General features: G+C 26.3%; 20 protein-coding genes. All 20 read left to right on the plus strand.

The features are described 5' to 3' along the window. The first annotated feature begins 19 nt into the window (after positions 1-19). The gene (locus tag ACRDDE_RS10890) at positions 20-172 is read left to right on the plus strand and encodes a Clo7bot family Cys-rich peptide (RefSeq protein WP_438627237.1); all 153 of its coding nucleotides are present in this window, start codon (positions 20-22) and stop codon (positions 170-172) included. 43 nt (positions 173-215) lie between these two features. Further along, positions 216-344: a Clo7bot family Cys-rich peptide gene (locus ACRDDE_RS10895; RefSeq protein ID WP_077175909.1), complete on the plus strand. Its 129-nt coding sequence runs from the start codon at positions 216-218 to the stop codon at positions 342-344. 32 nt (positions 345-376) lie between these two features. Then, positions 377-529 carry a Clo7bot family Cys-rich peptide gene (locus ACRDDE_RS10900; RefSeq protein WP_021431926.1) on the plus strand — a complete coding sequence of 51 codons (153 nt, stop codon included), beginning with the start codon at positions 377-379 and terminating at the stop codon, positions 527-529. Positions 530-571: 42 nt separating this feature from the next. Then, on the plus strand, positions 572-706 hold the full coding sequence (locus tag ACRDDE_RS10905; RefSeq protein ID WP_119472432.1) for a Clo7bot family Cys-rich peptide: 135 nt from the start codon (positions 572-574) through the stop codon (positions 704-706). Between the two features lie 17 nt (positions 707-723). Next, complete coding sequence (locus ACRDDE_RS10910) at positions 724-876, plus strand: hypothetical protein (RefSeq protein WP_156317215.1); 153 nt, start codon at positions 724-726, stop codon at positions 874-876. Between the two features lie 102 nt (positions 877-978). Next, positions 979-1,125, plus strand: a complete 147-nt coding sequence (locus ACRDDE_RS10915; protein WP_114543294.1) for a Clo7bot family Cys-rich peptide — start codon at positions 979-981, stop codon at positions 1,123-1,125. Positions 1,126-1,235: 110 nt separating this feature from the next. Beyond that, a complete protein-coding gene (gene ctpM, locus ACRDDE_RS10920; RefSeq protein WP_438627238.1) occupies positions 1,236-2,588 on the plus strand; it encodes a radical SAM/SPASM domain Clo7bot peptide maturase in 1,353 nt (450 codons plus the stop codon). Continuing rightward, the gene (locus ACRDDE_RS10925; RefSeq protein WP_438627239.1) at positions 2,560-3,186 is read left to right on the plus strand and encodes a hypothetical protein; all 627 of its coding nucleotides are present in this window, start codon (positions 2,560-2,562) and stop codon (positions 3,184-3,186) included. Before ctpM ends, ACRDDE_RS10925 begins: the two co-directional genes overlap by 29 nt. A 26-nt stretch (positions 3,187-3,212) precedes the next feature. Then, positions 3,213-4,925 carry an ABC transporter ATP-binding protein gene (locus ACRDDE_RS10930; RefSeq protein WP_438627240.1) on the plus strand — a complete coding sequence of 571 codons (1,713 nt, stop codon included), beginning with the start codon at positions 3,213-3,215 and terminating at the stop codon, positions 4,923-4,925. A gap of 31 nt (positions 4,926-4,956) precedes the next feature. Continuing rightward, positions 4,957-5,658 (plus strand): DUF4097 family beta strand repeat-containing protein, encoded by a 702-nt coding sequence (locus tag ACRDDE_RS10935; protein WP_438627241.1) that lies wholly within the window; start codon positions 4,957-4,959, stop codon positions 5,656-5,658. A gap of 587 nt (positions 5,659-6,245) precedes the next feature. After that, positions 6,246-8,213 (plus strand): ATP-binding cassette domain-containing protein, encoded by a 1,968-nt coding sequence (locus ACRDDE_RS10940; protein WP_438627242.1) that lies wholly within the window; start codon positions 6,246-6,248, stop codon positions 8,211-8,213. A gap of 512 nt (positions 8,214-8,725) precedes the next feature. Next, the gene (locus tag ACRDDE_RS10945) at positions 8,726-9,505 is read left to right on the plus strand and encodes a lysostaphin resistance A-like protein (RefSeq protein WP_438627243.1); all 780 of its coding nucleotides are present in this window, start codon (positions 8,726-8,728) and stop codon (positions 9,503-9,505) included. 455 nt (positions 9,506-9,960) lie between these two features. Continuing rightward, the gene (locus tag ACRDDE_RS10950; RefSeq protein WP_438627244.1) at positions 9,961-10,458 is read left to right on the plus strand and encodes a GNAT family N-acetyltransferase; all 498 of its coding nucleotides are present in this window, start codon (positions 9,961-9,963) and stop codon (positions 10,456-10,458) included. Between the two features lie 128 nt (positions 10,459-10,586). Next, positions 10,587-11,219: a hypothetical protein gene (locus ACRDDE_RS10955; protein WP_438627245.1), complete on the plus strand. Its 633-nt coding sequence runs from the start codon at positions 10,587-10,589 to the stop codon at positions 11,217-11,219. A 141-nt stretch (positions 11,220-11,360) separates the two neighbouring features. Further along, positions 11,361-11,879 (plus strand): GNAT family N-acetyltransferase, encoded by a 519-nt coding sequence (locus ACRDDE_RS10960; RefSeq protein ID WP_438627246.1) that lies wholly within the window; start codon positions 11,361-11,363, stop codon positions 11,877-11,879. 260 nt (positions 11,880-12,139) lie between these two features. Further along, positions 12,140-12,265, plus strand: coding sequence for a GNAT family N-acetyltransferase (locus ACRDDE_RS10965; protein WP_438627247.1), 126 nt, complete (start codon positions 12,140-12,142; stop codon positions 12,263-12,265). 277 nt (positions 12,266-12,542) lie between these two features. Next, complete coding sequence (locus tag ACRDDE_RS10970) at positions 12,543-13,031, plus strand: NUDIX domain-containing protein (RefSeq protein ID WP_438627248.1); 489 nt, start codon at positions 12,543-12,545, stop codon at positions 13,029-13,031. Positions 13,032-13,288: 257 nt separating this feature from the next. Continuing rightward, positions 13,289-14,143, plus strand: coding sequence for an AAA family ATPase (locus ACRDDE_RS10975; RefSeq protein ID WP_438627249.1), 855 nt, complete (start codon positions 13,289-13,291; stop codon positions 14,141-14,143). A 119-nt stretch (positions 14,144-14,262) separates the two neighbouring features. Continuing rightward, entirely contained in the window at positions 14,263-15,312 is a 1,050-nt protein-coding gene (locus ACRDDE_RS10980; RefSeq protein ID WP_438627250.1) for an L-threonylcarbamoyladenylate synthase, read from the plus strand. 479 nt (positions 15,313-15,791) lie between these two features. Continuing rightward, positions 15,792-16,853, plus strand: a complete 1,062-nt coding sequence (locus ACRDDE_RS10985) for a hypothetical protein (protein WP_438627251.1) — start codon at positions 15,792-15,794, stop codon at positions 16,851-16,853. The last annotated feature ends 343 nt before the right edge of the window (positions 16,854-17,196 follow it).

A 17,196-nucleotide genomic window follows, 5' to 3' on the forward strand; every position in this document is an offset into this window, starting at 1 on the left:
AAAATAGGAGGATTAGAAAATGAAATTTATAAAAAAACCAGCAAGAAGATTTGAAGAAGGATATTGTTTTTTAAGTTGTAGTCAAGACTGTGGTTCTGCATGCGGAATGAACTGTGGATCTTATTCAGGATGTGGAACAAACTCTGGATGTATAAGTTATCACCCAGCATAGGGAGCACATAAATTTTGCTAATAAAAATAGGTGGAGTAAAAATATGAAATTTATAAGAAAACCAGCAAAAAAGTTTGAAGAAGGATATTGTTTTTTAAGTTGTGATATTGACTGTAATAATTACTGTTCATTTAATTGTGGTGTATACAGTTGTAATATATTTATGTATTAATTTTAGTTTAATTAAAAAGAAGGGGAATACAAATGAAATTTATAAAAAAACCAGCAAGAAAATTCGAAGAAGGATATTGTTTTTTAAGTTGTAATCAAGATTGTGGTTCTTTATGTGGAATGAACTGTGGAACTTACTCAGGATGTGGAACAAACTCTGGATGTATAAGTTACCATACATCATAGTGAATTATAAATTTTACTAAGTGAAATTAGGAGGAACAAAATATGAAATTTATAAAAAAACCATCAAAAAGATTTGAAAGAGGGTACTGCTATTTTAGCTGTATGGGATACTGTGAATCTAATAGTAGCTGCATGCCCTATAATTGTGAGTCTCTATCATGTACAGGTTTTTTTTAGAGAAAGGAGAAGGCTAAATGAAATATATCGTTAAACCAACAGGTTATAGACATGGGTTTTGTCTATGTACAGAAGACTGTGCCTTCACTATGTGCATATATTACTGTTCTTCTAACACTAGTCCAGAATGTCCATCGATGTGCCAGCTAGACATATGTTATTACTATTAAAAGTAAGTAGATATACTATAAGGCTTAAATATGAAATTAAAAAATCGAATAATGTTATTCATTACAGAGTAATATGAATTTTAGGTAAAGGGAGAGTATGAAATGAGATATATTATTAAATCAATAAACTTTAGAGATGGATTTTGCTTTGACATTGGAAGCATATGTACAAAATATACATGTACTAATGTTTGCAGTAGCAATTGTGGGATGGTTTGTAACACTAATTGCGACAGTTTTAATAACTAATACAGTTAGGCGTAAATTTAATTAACATTTTATGATTAAAATTTAGGTTTAAAGCACGAAGTCATTTAAAAAAGTATAAATACAATATTGGGGAGATGAAAGGATCAACTATGAAAAAATCTAAATACAACAAAATAATAGAATTAGAAAATGGAAAAACAATAGCATTTAATAGCTTAACTTGTGCGTTAGCGGAAGTAGATGAAGAATTTCTAAATGTATTAGAAAACATAGAAAATATAGATACAGATAAAATCAGTGGAAACATGAAAGAGTTAGTTGGAAATATGTCAGATGGAAACTTTATAATTCAAAATGAAATAGATGAATTAAAACTAATAAAGTATAGAAATTATAGTGGGAAATTCTCAAAAGGTGGTCTAGGATTAGTAATTGCTCCAACATTAGCGTGTAACTTCGCTTGTCCTTATTGCTATGAAACTCCAAAACCAGGAATGATTAGTAAGGAAGTTCAAGATTCTTTAATAAAATTGGTAGAAGAAAATGCTAAACGTAAAAAAAATATTAGTATTACTTGGTATGGAGGAGAGCCTCTATTAGCTAAAGACATAATAGCGGACTTTTCTAAGCAAGTTATAGAGATAACTGAAAGAGAAGGAGTTCATTACTCATCATTTATTGTAACAAATGGATACTTAATCGATGATGAAACTGTTCAAATGTTTAAAGATTACAGAATTAATGGAGCTCAAATTACAATAGACGGTCCTCCGAGTATTCATAATCAAAGAAGAATACTAAAAAATTCAAAGGATGAGACATTTGATAAAATAGTAGACAATGTAAAAAAACTTATCGATGGTGGAATTACAAATGTAGCTATAAGAATAAATATCGATAAAACAAATATAGATCATATTGAGGAACTTTTACAAATTTTAGAGAAAAAAGGATTAAAAGGTGCAAATATTAGTTTAGGTCATGTTAGTGCATATACAGATGCTTGTAGCTCTATAGCAAGCAGTTGCTTAAGTATAAAAGAATATGCAGAAGAAGATAGTAAATACCAAAAGGTACTTTTTGAAAGAGGATACAAAGTAGCAGGGGTATATCCATATTACCCAAGTATAAAAGCAAATTACTGTTGTGCTGATAATACAGGTGCTTATGTAATTGATCCTGAAGGATACATGTATAAATGTTGGAATGATATAGGAAATATAGATAGAGCAGTTGGAAATGTTGCTAAACTCAATGAGAAAACAGAAGAAAAGATGCATGCAATGAATATGGATTATATTATGTGGTCGCCTTTTGAAAATGAAAAATGTATAGAATGTGAAATATTACCGATATGCATGGGTGGATGTCCATATAATGGATTAATAAATAATGATCCAAAGTGTGAAAAATGGAAATTTAGTCTTGAGCAAACAATAATTTCTACATATGAACAAAATGGAGATATGGAATGTGAAAAAGGATGTTGTAGCTGTGGATAAAATTAACTTTTACGCTAGAGATTTAAGAGTATTAAAAGGTATTAGAGACTATTCAGATTTTTATAATAGAGTAAATAAAATAAGAAAAATATTCGATTTTGATAAAAAAGTTATAATAGATGTATTTGATGATTTACAAGAGTTAGAGAATTTGCTTGAAAAAAAGGTTCCTAAATGGGTAATAGGGACAAGTTTCAATAATATTATTTTAATTTTAGATTATGATAAGTGGAACACATCAAATAATGAGACTGTTGAAAACTTAATACTACATGAATTTATTCATGTAGTATTAAGTTTAAAATCAAAAACAAATTTACCTGCTTGGCTAAATGAAGGACTAGCTATATACTTTTCAAATCAACATCATTCTTTTAAAAATCAAAATTTTGATAATAGCATCAACATTAATTTTTATGAGGTTGATTATAGTCATGGAAATATATACTTTATATCTATGTGTGTACTTATTAAATTAATTGATAAGTATGGTATAGAAAAAGTTATTCATGAGGCTTTAAATACTAAGGACTTTGAAAAAAATGTAATTTTTAATAATGAAAACTTACTAAAAGTTATCAATAGTAAGGAACTATAATTTTAAAAATACGTTAGGGAGAAGATATGAAAAAATTTATAAAAGACTTATGGAAAATAGCAAAAATATATAAATGGTATGAGCTTAAAGGGCTAGTATATACTATTTTATATACAATTGCCGTATTTGAGGTCCCATTAATTTTTAAAGATTTAGTGGATAACGTAATTCCAAGTAATTCTTTAAAGAATTTAATTATAGGTATTATGATGTTTTTTTGTGTTTGTATATCCCAACCGATATTTGGATATTTAAAAAATATAGTATTTATGAGTGTTAGTGAAAAGATGACTATATTATTTAGAGAAAAAATGTTCAATAAAATTATAAATGCACCTATAGATTTTTTTGATAATAGTAATAATGGAGCTATTGTTTCTAGGATAAGTAATGATGGGAAAAGTATTAGTGAATTTATTGCTAATTTTTTTATTGTTATTTTAAAAAATATAATTTTAATAGCTATGGTAATAACTCAAATGTTATTTTTATGTAAGGAAGTAACAATAATAGTTATTTTTTTATATTCGATTTATTTCTTCTTTAATTGGAAAATATCAAAAAAATTTACTCCGATGTCGAGAGAAATTCAAAAGAGTTATGATCAAATATGCATAAAAATTAATAGAAGTGTGGGATCTATAAACACTATAAAAGCTTTTAATAGAGAAGATCAAGTAAAAAAAGAATTTAAAGAAATAATAGAGCAAAACTATTTAAATAATATTAAGTTTAAAAAATTAAATATGCTAATGGGAAGCATTAGCAATGCAATAATGATAACATCACTATCTATTATATATGGTATGGGAAGTTTTTTTGCTATGAATGGAACAATTACTATAGGAACAGTAATTGCACTAGGTACCTACTTCCAAATTTTAGTACAACCAGTGTATGAAATATTAAATAGCAATATAGACATACGAAGTATAATGCCTATATTTGATAGAATTAATGAATATATTGACTTAGAAACTGAAAAATCTAGTGATGGAAATAGCGATATTGTATCTATTGAAGAAATAGAAATGAAAAATGTTAGCTTTAAATATAAAAATGGAAGTCATGCTTTAAATAATATTAATTTAAAGTTACCATCAAAAGGAATATTTGCAATTGTAGGAGATTCTGGAGCAGGAAAAAGCTCTTTAATAAAATTATTAAGTGCATTTTATAATTCATATGATGGAGAAATAAGCATAAATAAAAAAGAACTAAAATCGTATGGGGTAAGTGATATCAGAAGCGTTATAAGTTTAGTTTCTCAAGATATAGAATTACTAAACAAATCTATTAAAGATAACATAAAAATGGGAAGAAACATAGAAGAAATACAAATAAAAGAAGTTATTGAAAAACTTAATTTAGAAGAAACAATAAATAAATTAGAGTCGAGATATGAGACTATAATAAATGAAAGAATTAATTTATCAGGTGGAGAAAAGCAAAGGATATCTATTGCTAGAGCTTTAGTTGAGGATTCTTTAGTCTATATTTTTGATGAGCCTACAGCAGCGCTTGATACCATTAATGAAAAAAGAGTGAAAGATATCTTAGAAGAATTGTCAAAGAAACGACTTGTGATAATAGTAACTCATAATTTAAGTTTATTGAATAAAGCAGATTGCATCTATACCATGAAAAATGGAGAAATAGTAGAAAAAGGAAGTTATGAAACTTTAATAAAAGGAGATACATATTTTTCTAAACTTATGAATGAACTTTCTAAAAAATAATATTGTACAGTTAATATAAAGGGAGAAAATAATGAAAAAAACTTTTATAAAAGGCGGAATAGGATTTTCTAAAGAACATGGGAATGAATATAGTAAAGAAGAAGTGTCAGAATACAGCTTTAAAGTTGAAGGATGTAAGCTAGTTATAAAGAATAATTGTAGTTTATTAAAAATAAAAAAACATAGTTCCTCACAGGTTATAATAACTATGAATAAAAAACTTAGTGGAACAAATGAAAAAGAATTAAAGGACACATTAGATAGTATTTACTGTGAAGTTCAAGATGGAGATATATATTTAAATCCATTATTCAAAAGTAAGGAAAGTATAACTGCTACAAATATTGAAAGTATAATTATGATTCCTGAAAATATTAATTTTCTTGATGTTAGAAGTAAAATTGGAGATATTATATTAGACGATGATTATGATAGATTAGATGTGGATATAAATATTGGGGATTTAGTTTATACTGGAGAGATAAAACAGTGCTATATAAATTCTAAAATAGGAGACATTAGATTAAATCTGAAAAATATTAAAGATGGGTATGAATATCATATTAATAAAGATATTGGGGACATAAAAGTTACTATTCCAAAAGGAAGTAAAATTAATATTGATGGAATTGATGAAAAATATATAAATGGAAAACCTGAGATTCAAATTGATAATAACGGAGCTATATTTGAGATAAAGAAAAAAGTATCAAATGTAACTATAGAGAATTAGAAATAATGAAACAAACATATTATAATACAATATTTAAATTACAAAAAGGCTTTTATTCTAACTATATAATAACTTAGTTATTATATAGTTAGAACTAAAATATAAATTAATTAAATTAAAACATATATATTATCAAAAAAATGTATATTTAAAGTTAAAAATCAGTTAAACACAAGCTTACAAATAGTAATAATATTGTAAGTAAATTGATTACAATGAATAATATTAAAGGAGTTATAAATTTATTAACTCCTTTTTTTGTTGCAATTAAAGATTCTATATACAAAGAGTAGTTTCTTAAAAGCTTAATTTTGAAAGCCATATATGAAGAAGTTTAAACTGTATAAAAAGATAAATTATTAAACAAATAACTTTATAAAAGGTTGCATCTGTACGCAATGTTTAGTTATTAATATCGAGGGTAATAATTGAGGAATAGGTAAATATTAGTTGGAAATATATAAATATAACTTTATAATACAATTCTTTTTATGAAGCGGTATTTTATTACAAAGAAATAAACTTTCACAATTAATTCATAAAAATATGATATAATTTCAAAATACTTTTAAATGGAGGTGACAAACATGGCATTATTAGAGCTAAAGGATATTTACAAAAAGTATAAGTTAGCAGGAAATGAAGAGTTTACCGCTTTGAAAAATATCAATGTATCTTTTGATAAAGGTGAACTAGTTTCAATCATTGGGGAATCGGGAAGTGGAAAGTCTACATTGATGAATTTAATCGGAGGTTTAGATTCAAATTTCGAAGGAGAACTCTTATATAAAGGAAGAAACATAGGTACATTCAAAGAATCGGAGTTAGTAAATTATCACAAAGAAAATATAGGATTTGTTTTTCAGAGTTTTAATTTAATTCCACATTTAAATTTATTAGATAATGTAGCAATGGCTATGACTTTATCTAATGTAGATTCAGAAACTAGAAAGAAAAGGGCGTTAGAAGTATTAAGTGATATGGGGTTAAAAGATCATGTTTATAAAAAGCCTAACCAAATATCGGGAGGACAAAAACAACGTGTTGCTATAGCAAGGGCATTAGTAAATGATCCAGATATTATTATTGCAGATGAACCTACCGGAGCCCTTGATGTAGAGACTACAAATCAAGTATTAGATATAATTACAGAAATAGCACAGCGTGGTAAGTTGGTAATTATGGTAACTCACTCTGAAAAAGTGGCTGCATACTCTAGCCGTGTTGTAAAAATTGACAATGGTGAGATTGTAGGAGATGAGGAAGGAAGAACACTTAATCATATAGAAGAAAGACAAGTTTGTAAAAAGAATGCTAAAAATAAAAATTTAGGATTTTTCTCCGCAATGAGACTATCATTACTAAACATGAAAGAGAAATTTTCTCGAAATTTACTAGTTGCTGTAGGGTCAAGTATAGGGATTATGAGTGTAATTTTAATGATGTCCATCGGTAATGGGGTTACAGGATATGTTACAGATAAAATGAATAGCTTTGTAAATCCTGAAGTAATACAGGTAAATAAACCTGCTGAAAGTAAAAATAAGTCAACAGAAAATATGTCTATAAAAGAACAACAAGAGGCTCAATCAGAACAAATGATGAATGGGTTAAGATCTAATCCTATTACAGAGAGTGATATAAAAAAACTAGACGAAATTAATCATGTAGATTCTGTAGAGAAGGGATATAATCTAACAGCAATGGGATCTAATTCTGTAACTTATGATGGGAAAAAGTCAATGATTATGGAATTTATGTCAACTTCATCAAACTTACTAGAATCTAATTTATCTAAAGGTAAGATGCCTAAAGATGGAGAAATATTAATTTCAGACATGATTGCTAGTGAACTAGGTGATGATATAGTAGGAAAAACAGTAGAGGTTAAGATATTAGTTGATGAAAAGCTAATAAAAGGAAGTTTTAAGGTAAGTGGAGTGTATGAAGGCACAGGAAACATGGCATACATGCCTTATAATTCGATAAGTTCATGGTTTAGCAAAGAAGGAATTAACTTAGAGCCAAATACAGTGTACTTGCATGCAGATGACAAATCTAACACCGATTCAATTAAAAACTCAGTGAAAGATTTAGGATACACAGGATCAATGCAAGAGTCTATGATTGAAATGTTTACAGATATGATAGATATGTTATCTTATGTATTAACAGGAGTAGCTGGAATATCACTATTTGTTTCAGCAATTATGATTCTTGTGGTACTAAATATAAGTGTTGTTGAAAGAACTAAAGAAATCGGAGTACTAAAGGCTTTAGGAGCAAGATTGAAAGACATACGTCGTATATTTGTAACAGAAGCATTTTTACTTGGTGTATTTGGTGGTTTAATAGGTATTGGAGCAAGTTATGGGATAGGGGCAATAGCAAATCACTTTACTAGAACTGCTTTTGATTTTAATGTTGTTAGAATTACGCCTACATATGCACTATCAGGTATATTAATTAGTGTAGTGATAAGTATGCTAGCTAGTTTCTTACCAGCTAATAAAGCGGCAAGATTGGATCCAGTTGAATCTTTACGTAGAGATTAATTCAATGTTGAATGAATGGAAATTAATCAAATGAAATAAATTAATATAAATAGCTGAAGTCATTACTATAGGACTTCAGCTATTTTTTATTTTATAAATTAAAAGGTCTAAATATATTACTTAAAACTTAGCAGCTCTTAAGTTTTTAAGTATAAACTAATAATTAACTTAGTTTTAATATAGTTTTAATTTTTATTTATTTATATTAAATTAAAGTTTTATAATAAACTTAATATTGATTTTATATAGTTGTATATAGGATTGAGTAAAATCAAAGCTTACAGCTAGTAATTATTTAGTAATGAAATAGTAAGTATATTGCTTACAAAATAATAATTAATAATATACTAAGGCTTTTATTTTTATATATTTTATTAATTATTTCAATGTTAACCTCAAAATATACAATCTTAGTCCATATCTATTGATTAAAAATCTTTTAAATGTATTAATGGTAATATATTCATCTTTAAGTAGGATGAAAAAGTTTTAAATTTAAAGGAGAAATATTTATGGAAAGAATTTCAAGGACCTTAGGCCTATTATTTGGATTATTAATAACTAAATTTATTAGTTCAGTTGTTATTATGGTATTTGCAAATATTTTATTTAAAGATTTTAATCAATATAACTTTACCATAGTTTTTTTTGCAGACCTACTTACGTTAATTATTGTATATAAGTTTTATGGAACAAGAATAAATATGATTATATATCGATATAAAATTAAAAGAATAGGTTTAAAAGACATAATGTATATTATCTTGTTTGGTATTGCATTGAGTATCGTTACGTCAATATTAATAAACTTTTTAGCTCAATTATTCCCGAGTTATGAAGAAGTAAGTAATAACATAACATCGCAAACAAATTCGATTTTAAATATAATTTGTATGATAGTTCTGATCCCTATATATGAAGAAATAATATTTAGAGGGATTATATTCAATCACTTAAAAGAAAATTATAAAATAGGAACTGCTATAGTGGTACAGTCATTATTATTTGGAATAGCACATGGAAATATCGTTCAAGGTATATATGCTTTTATATTAGGTATAGTACTTGTTTTAATGTATATGTATTTTAACTCTATCTATGCAAATATAATTCTACATATGATCTTTAATCTATTTGGAGGAGTGATAGACTTAAAGTTATACAATCTAAATGAATTTATGTACTATATACTGGCTACAATTTGTTTTGTATTTTTAATAACTGCATCTTATAAAATGGTTTTAGATTACAGAAGAAATCACAGAAAGTGGAGTTTATTTGGAGTAAAATAATAGTTAGTATAAACTTAATAAAAATATAGTTATAACATAGTTAATATTAATATAAAACTAATGAAAAAATATTATTTATTTAATATAAAATTAATATTTTTGTTGTATATTTACTTAGTTCAATCTAGAGATAAGCAAAATCAAGGCTTACAGTTAGTAATTAAAGAGTAATAAACTTGTAAGCTCAATGATTACAATTAACAAATTCAAATGAACTCTTTTAGAGTTCTTTTTTTACGCTTAAGGAAATTATACTTAATTAACTTTTGAGGATAACTTATGTAACATAGTGATACAAATTTTTTGGTGCAAGTAAAAAATGACATTTTGAGCAACGGACGGAGTCGTTGGCGACATGAGCGAAGCGAATTTTTTATTAGTAAGTTATTTATATACAAAGACTTATAAATTCAGCTATAATAAATTAAATACTATTAAAATTGGGGGATTTTAAGATGGGGAAAGTCAAATTTATAAAGCCAGAAGAACGATATATTCGTTCATATTGGGAAAGTTTTGATAAAATAGCAAAAGAGAGAAAATACTTAGCTATGAACGAGGCATTTCCATTTGAAGGAACAGTTGAGTTTATAAAAGATGCTATAGATAAAGACTATCCACACTTATTTATAATTGATTTAGAAAATGATAGGTGTGTGGGTTGGTGTGATGCATCCCCTAAAAACAGTACCATTGGGTATTTAGGAATGGGTATACTTCCTGAGTATAGAGGTATAGGTCTTGGGAGTAGTGTTTTAAAGCAAGTTATTGAGTTATCAAAAGTATATGGATATAAAAAGATTGAACTTGATGTATTAAAAAGCAATTGCAGAGCTATTCATGTGTATAAATCTTTAGGATTTATACAAATAAATGTGGTAACAGGTGGATTTGTATGGAAAGAAAATCTTGTAAAAGAGGATGTTTTTCAAATGGAGCTTAAACTTACTTAACAAAGCTCATTCAACTCATAGCATTAACTTAGATGAGGATTATCAAGCAAGTAGAAATAATAAAGACTTAATTATATATGTAAAAGTAAATTCTATATAAATATATACAATAGGGGTAGAGAGAAAAAATGAGCATAAAGAGAAAAATATTAACTGTTATTATGGTGATATTAGCGATAATGGCTATAGTACTAGAAAATCAAGTAGTAAGTAGTATATCATTAGTTGGATTTACAATTTTAATTTTATCAATGAAAGTAAGTGATAATATTTTAAGAAGAAAGCTTATAAAGAGAATAGACAAAGAAAACATAGAATGTATTAAAGTAAAAGAAAATAATAAATTGGTTATTCCAATTATGGTAGTTTTGCTATTTAATATGTATAGTATGATTAAATCAAGGTATGCAGGTTTTAAGCATGGAAATAATTACACTATTACAAAACTATTAACATATACAAATAGTTTTGAGTGGGATGAAAAGGTGATTCTTTTAATGATTTCTGTAATTAGTATATTTTTTATTATTAATATAATACAAGTACTAGTAAATCCATGTATAGTATCTAAGGATAAAGTGATTTTCTATGATGGAACAGTATTTGATATTGATAAAATAGAAGAAATAGAATATAACAATCCGGTTCTTATAAAGAATAAAAAAATAATTAAAGTTTCAAAAGGTTTTATAGATAGAAAGATAATAATTGATATAGAAAACCTTGATAAAGTTAAAAAATTATTAGATGCTGAAAGTTAATTTGGAATATCAAAAATTAATAAGGTAGGGGCATTTGCTTCTACCTTATTATGCTAAACTAGCATGGGTACTTCAACAAACACTTGATATGCTATCATTAAGTTAATAATGCATTTTGATAAAAAGGAGTATAAGAGGATTATGAAAAGTATACTAGAAAATGGATATATTATTAAACCTATAACGAATGATAATCATAAGGAGATCAGACAACTATATGATTTATGTTCTGCTTATCACATGCTGGCTAGTGGCAGAAATGCAACTGATAACGATATCGATAATATCTTTAAGTACAATGAAAAAAAGACTTTAGAGGATTCTTTAACATTAGGAGTATACGATAATAGTGAAGTTCTAATTGGGATAGTAGATATATTTAAGGACTACCCAGATACTGGAACTTGGATGATAGGTTTACTTTTATTTTCGCCAAGCGAGAGAAATAAAAAATTAGGTAGAGCTGTTCATGAAGAAATAAAGAGATATGCATTAAGTGAAGGTGCTAGAGAATTGAGAATAGGAGTACTAGAAGATAATATTAATGGACGAAGATTCTGGGATTCACTAGAATACCAGTATGTAAAAACAACAGTCATGTATATTGAAAATAAAAATCATAACGTAGATATATTAAGTCTATTAATTATGGAGCAATAATATTATTGCTCTTTTTTTATGTTAAAAACATATATTTTAGAAATGAATTAAGCATAAATAATCTGATACAATTAAACTAGATTTTAACTAGGAGAGGAATTAGGTTGGTTAAATTTTTTAATTCTAAAGATTTAGATATATATACAGTAAAGAATTTTTATTGTAACTATGCAACTTGGAAAGTACCAAGTAAATATGAGTATTGGCAAAAAAATAGTAAAAAATCTTCGAGTATCATAACTTGCTGAGATAAAAATAATTTGATAGGAATGGCTAGATCTTTAAGTTATGAAATAAGATGGGCTACTATAATCGATGTATTTGTGCCTCCTGAATATAGAGGTAAAGGTATAGGGAGTAAGATAATTGAAAGCTTATTAGAGTAATCAGAGATGCAGGTAAGGACTATATATTTGGCGACACCTGATAAAGAAGATTTTTATAATAAGTTGGGGTTTAAAACAGTTAATAAACATTGTTGTTATATGATTAAAGTTCAAAAGGATACTGAAGATAATTATATACTACCTGTTAACTAGAAATACTTAAGTTTACAATATAACTAAGTTTTAAATAAGATAATTTATAAAATAATTTAAATTAAAACTTAGTTAAAATAAAGCTTACAATTAGTAATTAATTAGAAATCAAGTTGTAAGAATTATGCTTACAAGAAATATATACAATAGGATAAAAGGTGGAGCAAATAATGGTAGAAGAAAAATCGTTTGGAGAAAAAATACAGGGGATAGAGTAGGCGCGTATGGAGTAATTTTAAATGAAGATAATAAAGTTGCAGTTGTAAAAACTAAGAAAGGTTACTTCTTAATAGGAGGTAGAGTAGAGAATGATGAAACTCATGAAGAGTGTATTAAGAGGGAGTGCTCAGAAGAAGTTGGTATGGATGTAGTCGTAAAAAATTTTATTTGCAAAAGTGGAAAGTATGATTATATTGATAGTATAGGATACTTTTATGGAATAGGATATTTTTACTTTGCTGAATTTATAGATATAACATCAGAGCCTATAGAAAAAGATCATGAGTTGTTATGGGTAGATATACAAGATTGTTGCAAATATATACATTTAGAACATCAAAAGTGGGCAGTTCATCAGGCGCTCAATATACTGAATAATAAATATAAAAATTAAATGTAAAATTTATGTAAGCATATTAATTTAAAGTAATCTAATAAAAAGAGTTCATATATCATATGAGCTTTTTTGTAAAAAATGCAAAGAGATAGGTTGTATAAAAGTTAGTAAGTAAATTGCTTACATGAACCAAGGTTAAAAGAACTCAACAGATGATGAGTTCTTTTTTATGTTTAAGAAAATTTATATTTAAAATTATGATAAAATGTTAAATGTGTAGTTATTCCCTATACTACGGAAAGGAAAAATTAAAAATGATATACATAAGCACTTTTGAATTCGTTAATGAAGATAAGGAATATAGATTTATATTAAATGAAAAAAGAACTTGTTATGACTCGTTTTATCCATTTAAAATACTATCAAAAAATCAATTTGAAAGAATTGATTTTGAACCAATTACTATATTATATGGGGGCAATGGCTCTGGGAAATCAACAGCTTTAAATGTAATTGCAGAAAAAGCAAAGTTGGATAGAGATTCTATTTATAATAAGTCTAATTTTTATACTGATTATGTAGATATGTGCTATATGTATCTTTCAAATGAAATACCTCAAAACAGTAAGATTATAACTAGTGATGATGTATTTGATTATATGCTAAATATCAGAAATATAAATGAATGTATTGATGAAAAGAGATCTGATTTATTCGAAGAATATATAGATACTAAATTTTCAAGCTTTAGGATGACATCTTTAGATGACTATGATGAAATGAAAAGAATAAGTAGGGCTAAGAAAAAAACTCAATCTAAATTTATAAGAGATAACTTAAGAGACAACATTAGAGAATATTCAAACGGAGAAAGTGCATTTAAATATTTTCTAGAAAAGATAGGAGAAAATGGTCTATACATACTGGATGAGCCTGAAAATAGTCTTTCTCCACAAAGACAAATAGAATTGTCTAAATTTATAGAAGATGCATCAAGATTTTTTGGATGCCAATTTATAATATCAACGCACTCTCCATTTATGCTAGCGATGAAAGGTGCTAAAATCTATGACCTTGATGAAGATCCAGTAAGAGTTAAAAAATGGACTGAATTAGAAAATGTACGTAACTATTATGATTTTTTTAAAGAACATGAAAAAGAATTTTAGTATGTAAGTTAAAAAATATTAGTACTAGACTCTAACTTAGAAGGGATATATGTACTATAATAATTAATATGCATTATTAAGTTAATGTATAAATAGCATAAATAGGAGGCAAGTTGTAAATGACAGTAAATTCTATAGAAACAGAAATACTAGAAGTTAAAGATTTGAACTCGAATTACGAAAATATAAAAAAAGGAGCAGAATACCTAAAGAAAGGTGAAGTTGTTGCAATTCCTACAGAAACAGTTTATGGATTAGCGGCAGATGCTTTTAATGAAAATGCAATTAAAAAGGTATTTCAAGTAAAAGGTAGACCACAAGATAATCCATTATTAGTACATATATATAAATTAGAACAAGTTTATGATATATGCAAAGATATACCAGAAGAAGCGAAAAGAGTATTTGATGCTTTTTGGCCAGGGTCAGTAACATTAATTTTTAATAAAAAAGAGTGTATTTCAGATACAGTTACAGCAGGTATGGATACTGTGGCAGTTAGATTTCCTAAAAGTGAAATAGCTAGAGCTGTAATTAAAGAAAGTGGAACTCTATTAGTTGCTCCATCTGCAAATTTATCAGGGAAGCCATCAACTACAAGTGCAAAGCATTGCATTAACGACTTAAGTGGAAAAATTCCTTGTATTTTAGATGGAGGGTCATGTTCAATTGGTTTAGAATCAACAATAATAGACATGTCAACTCCAGATCCTGTACTCTTAAGACCAGGAGCTATAAGTATAGATGAGATATGTAATGTAATTCCTAATCTTATATATAAAAAGGATTTATTAAGTGTTGAAGAAAGTGAAGTACCAAAAGCTCCAGGAATGAAGTATAGACACTATGCACCAGATGTACCTGTAACATTGGTTGAAGGAGAGTATGCAAATACTTCTAAGTGGATTAAAGAAAATGCAAATAAGGATGATGCTATACTTTGTTTTGAAGAGTTTTTAGATGAATTCAGCAACTATAATTACATATATAGTTTAGGAAGTTTCAATACATTAAATACTGCAGCACAAAAAATATTTGATTTACTTAGAGAATGTGACAAGTTGGATATTGGCCATATTTACATACAAGCTCCTACTAACCATGGATTAGGAAATTCTATAATCAATCGATTAGAAAAAGCTAGTGCAGGAAATATTATTTATATATAAATAACATGATAGGTAGTTATAAGTGCAGGAAAAGTATATATATTTAATTGATAAAAAAATAACTATTTATTCAGATTACTATTGATTATAATATAAATTTTTTTAGGATTTGGAAATGAATTTTGAAAATCCTAAATGAATTGAGTTAAAACTAAGTTAAAAATTAGTTTTAAGGAAGTTAATTTATAGAATTAACAAATATAAAAATCAGTTTTTTAAAATTAAAATATATAGTTAAATTAAAATATGTAGTAAAATCAAGCTTTATATCCAAATACAACTATTAACAAACTTGTAAGCATTATGCTTACAATCAATAACATAAAAAAGAACTCAGAGAAAAATGGGTTCTTTTTTATAAGTAATATATAATCAAAATACATTTATATAAATAATATATTAGATAATGAAATCTAATATACTTTAATAGGAATCAAAACTATAATTAAATTAAAATACTTTTAAGTAGGGGAATGATGATGTATAAAAAATTACTAATAGGTTTTTTAATATTGTTACTAACGTTGATTTTAGCTTACACACAAATTAATAGAGATAGTAGTGATAACAAAGTTGAAGTTAGAGGGTTAACGTTAAAAGTTTCTTTGGTTACAGTAGCTTATGACGTTTATAGATCAAACTTTAAAAATACTGATGAATTTAATGAAGATCTATACAAAAATTGTGGAGAGTATGGGGTGGATTATTATAAATGGTTAAAAGAAACATATTCAACTATGGATCCTGAGATGAAACGCAGATTAATTAGAATATATGATAATTATGGTGATTGGACATATGTATCAGAAACAATATCTTTAGATGATGATGCTCGAGTTGAAGAAGTAGTAGAAAAAATTAATAATCAATCTAACTTAGAATTAAGTCAAAGGAGAAAGGAAGATATAGATATATTCTATAACTATTTTTATAAAGAGTACTTAAAAGAATTTATAGAAAGTAATAATTCTAAAATAGAATTAAACAGAAAAAAGGTTAGTACATACCTTGAAAAAGAAAATATAGATATATTTAAATTTATGGAAGATGAAAGTGGAATAAAATTTAATAAGGATTATACTGCACTATTTTATTATGATTTACCACCAATAGGAGCAATGGGATTTGAAAATGGAAATTATAAGATATCGACTATTCAACCATCCACAAATAAATATAACTTATTTGGAGCACCATTCCATGAATATTCACATGAGCTATTTAGAAACTTTACGGGAACGAAGGAGTTTATAAAAATTTCGAATGAATTAAAGAAAGATAAAGCTTTATTAGATAGCTATAATAGTTTTGGTAAAGACGCTTATGATTGGGTAGGATGGTGTGAAGAAAACTTAGTTGAGGGCTTTGCAAAATACCTAGAGCATAAGTATTATAACCGTAAAAAAACGAATACTACTTATGTATATGATTTGAAATTTTATAATTATTTAATAGACAATAAATTTAATCCAAAAGATACTAATTTAAAAGATATTAGCATAAAGTTTTACGAAGATATTTTAAGTGAAAATTCAAATTAAAAAATTTATACTAATTTTGTGATTAAGCATATATTACATAGTTTAAAATTGAATTAAATAAAGTTAAATAATAGATGAAACTTAGTTATAATTTAGTTTTATAAAATAAGAAAATAAATTTTTAGTTAGTTTTTATAATGTTTTAACTAAAAATATGTATAGATAAATTTAGAATTAAGTAAAAACAACGCTTACAGAGAGTAATAAAGATGTAAGCAACATGCTTACAGTTAATAACAAAAAAGGGGATTCTTAAAATGAGTTCTCCTTTTTAATATTATTCATAAGATTAATTAACTTCAAATTAATCTTATGAATAATATTTTTGAAAACTAATTACATT

It is taken from the genome of Paraclostridium sp., from assembly GCF_051656405.1.
Classification (GTDB): Bacteria; Bacillota; Clostridia; order Peptostreptococcales; family Peptostreptococcaceae; genus Paraclostridium.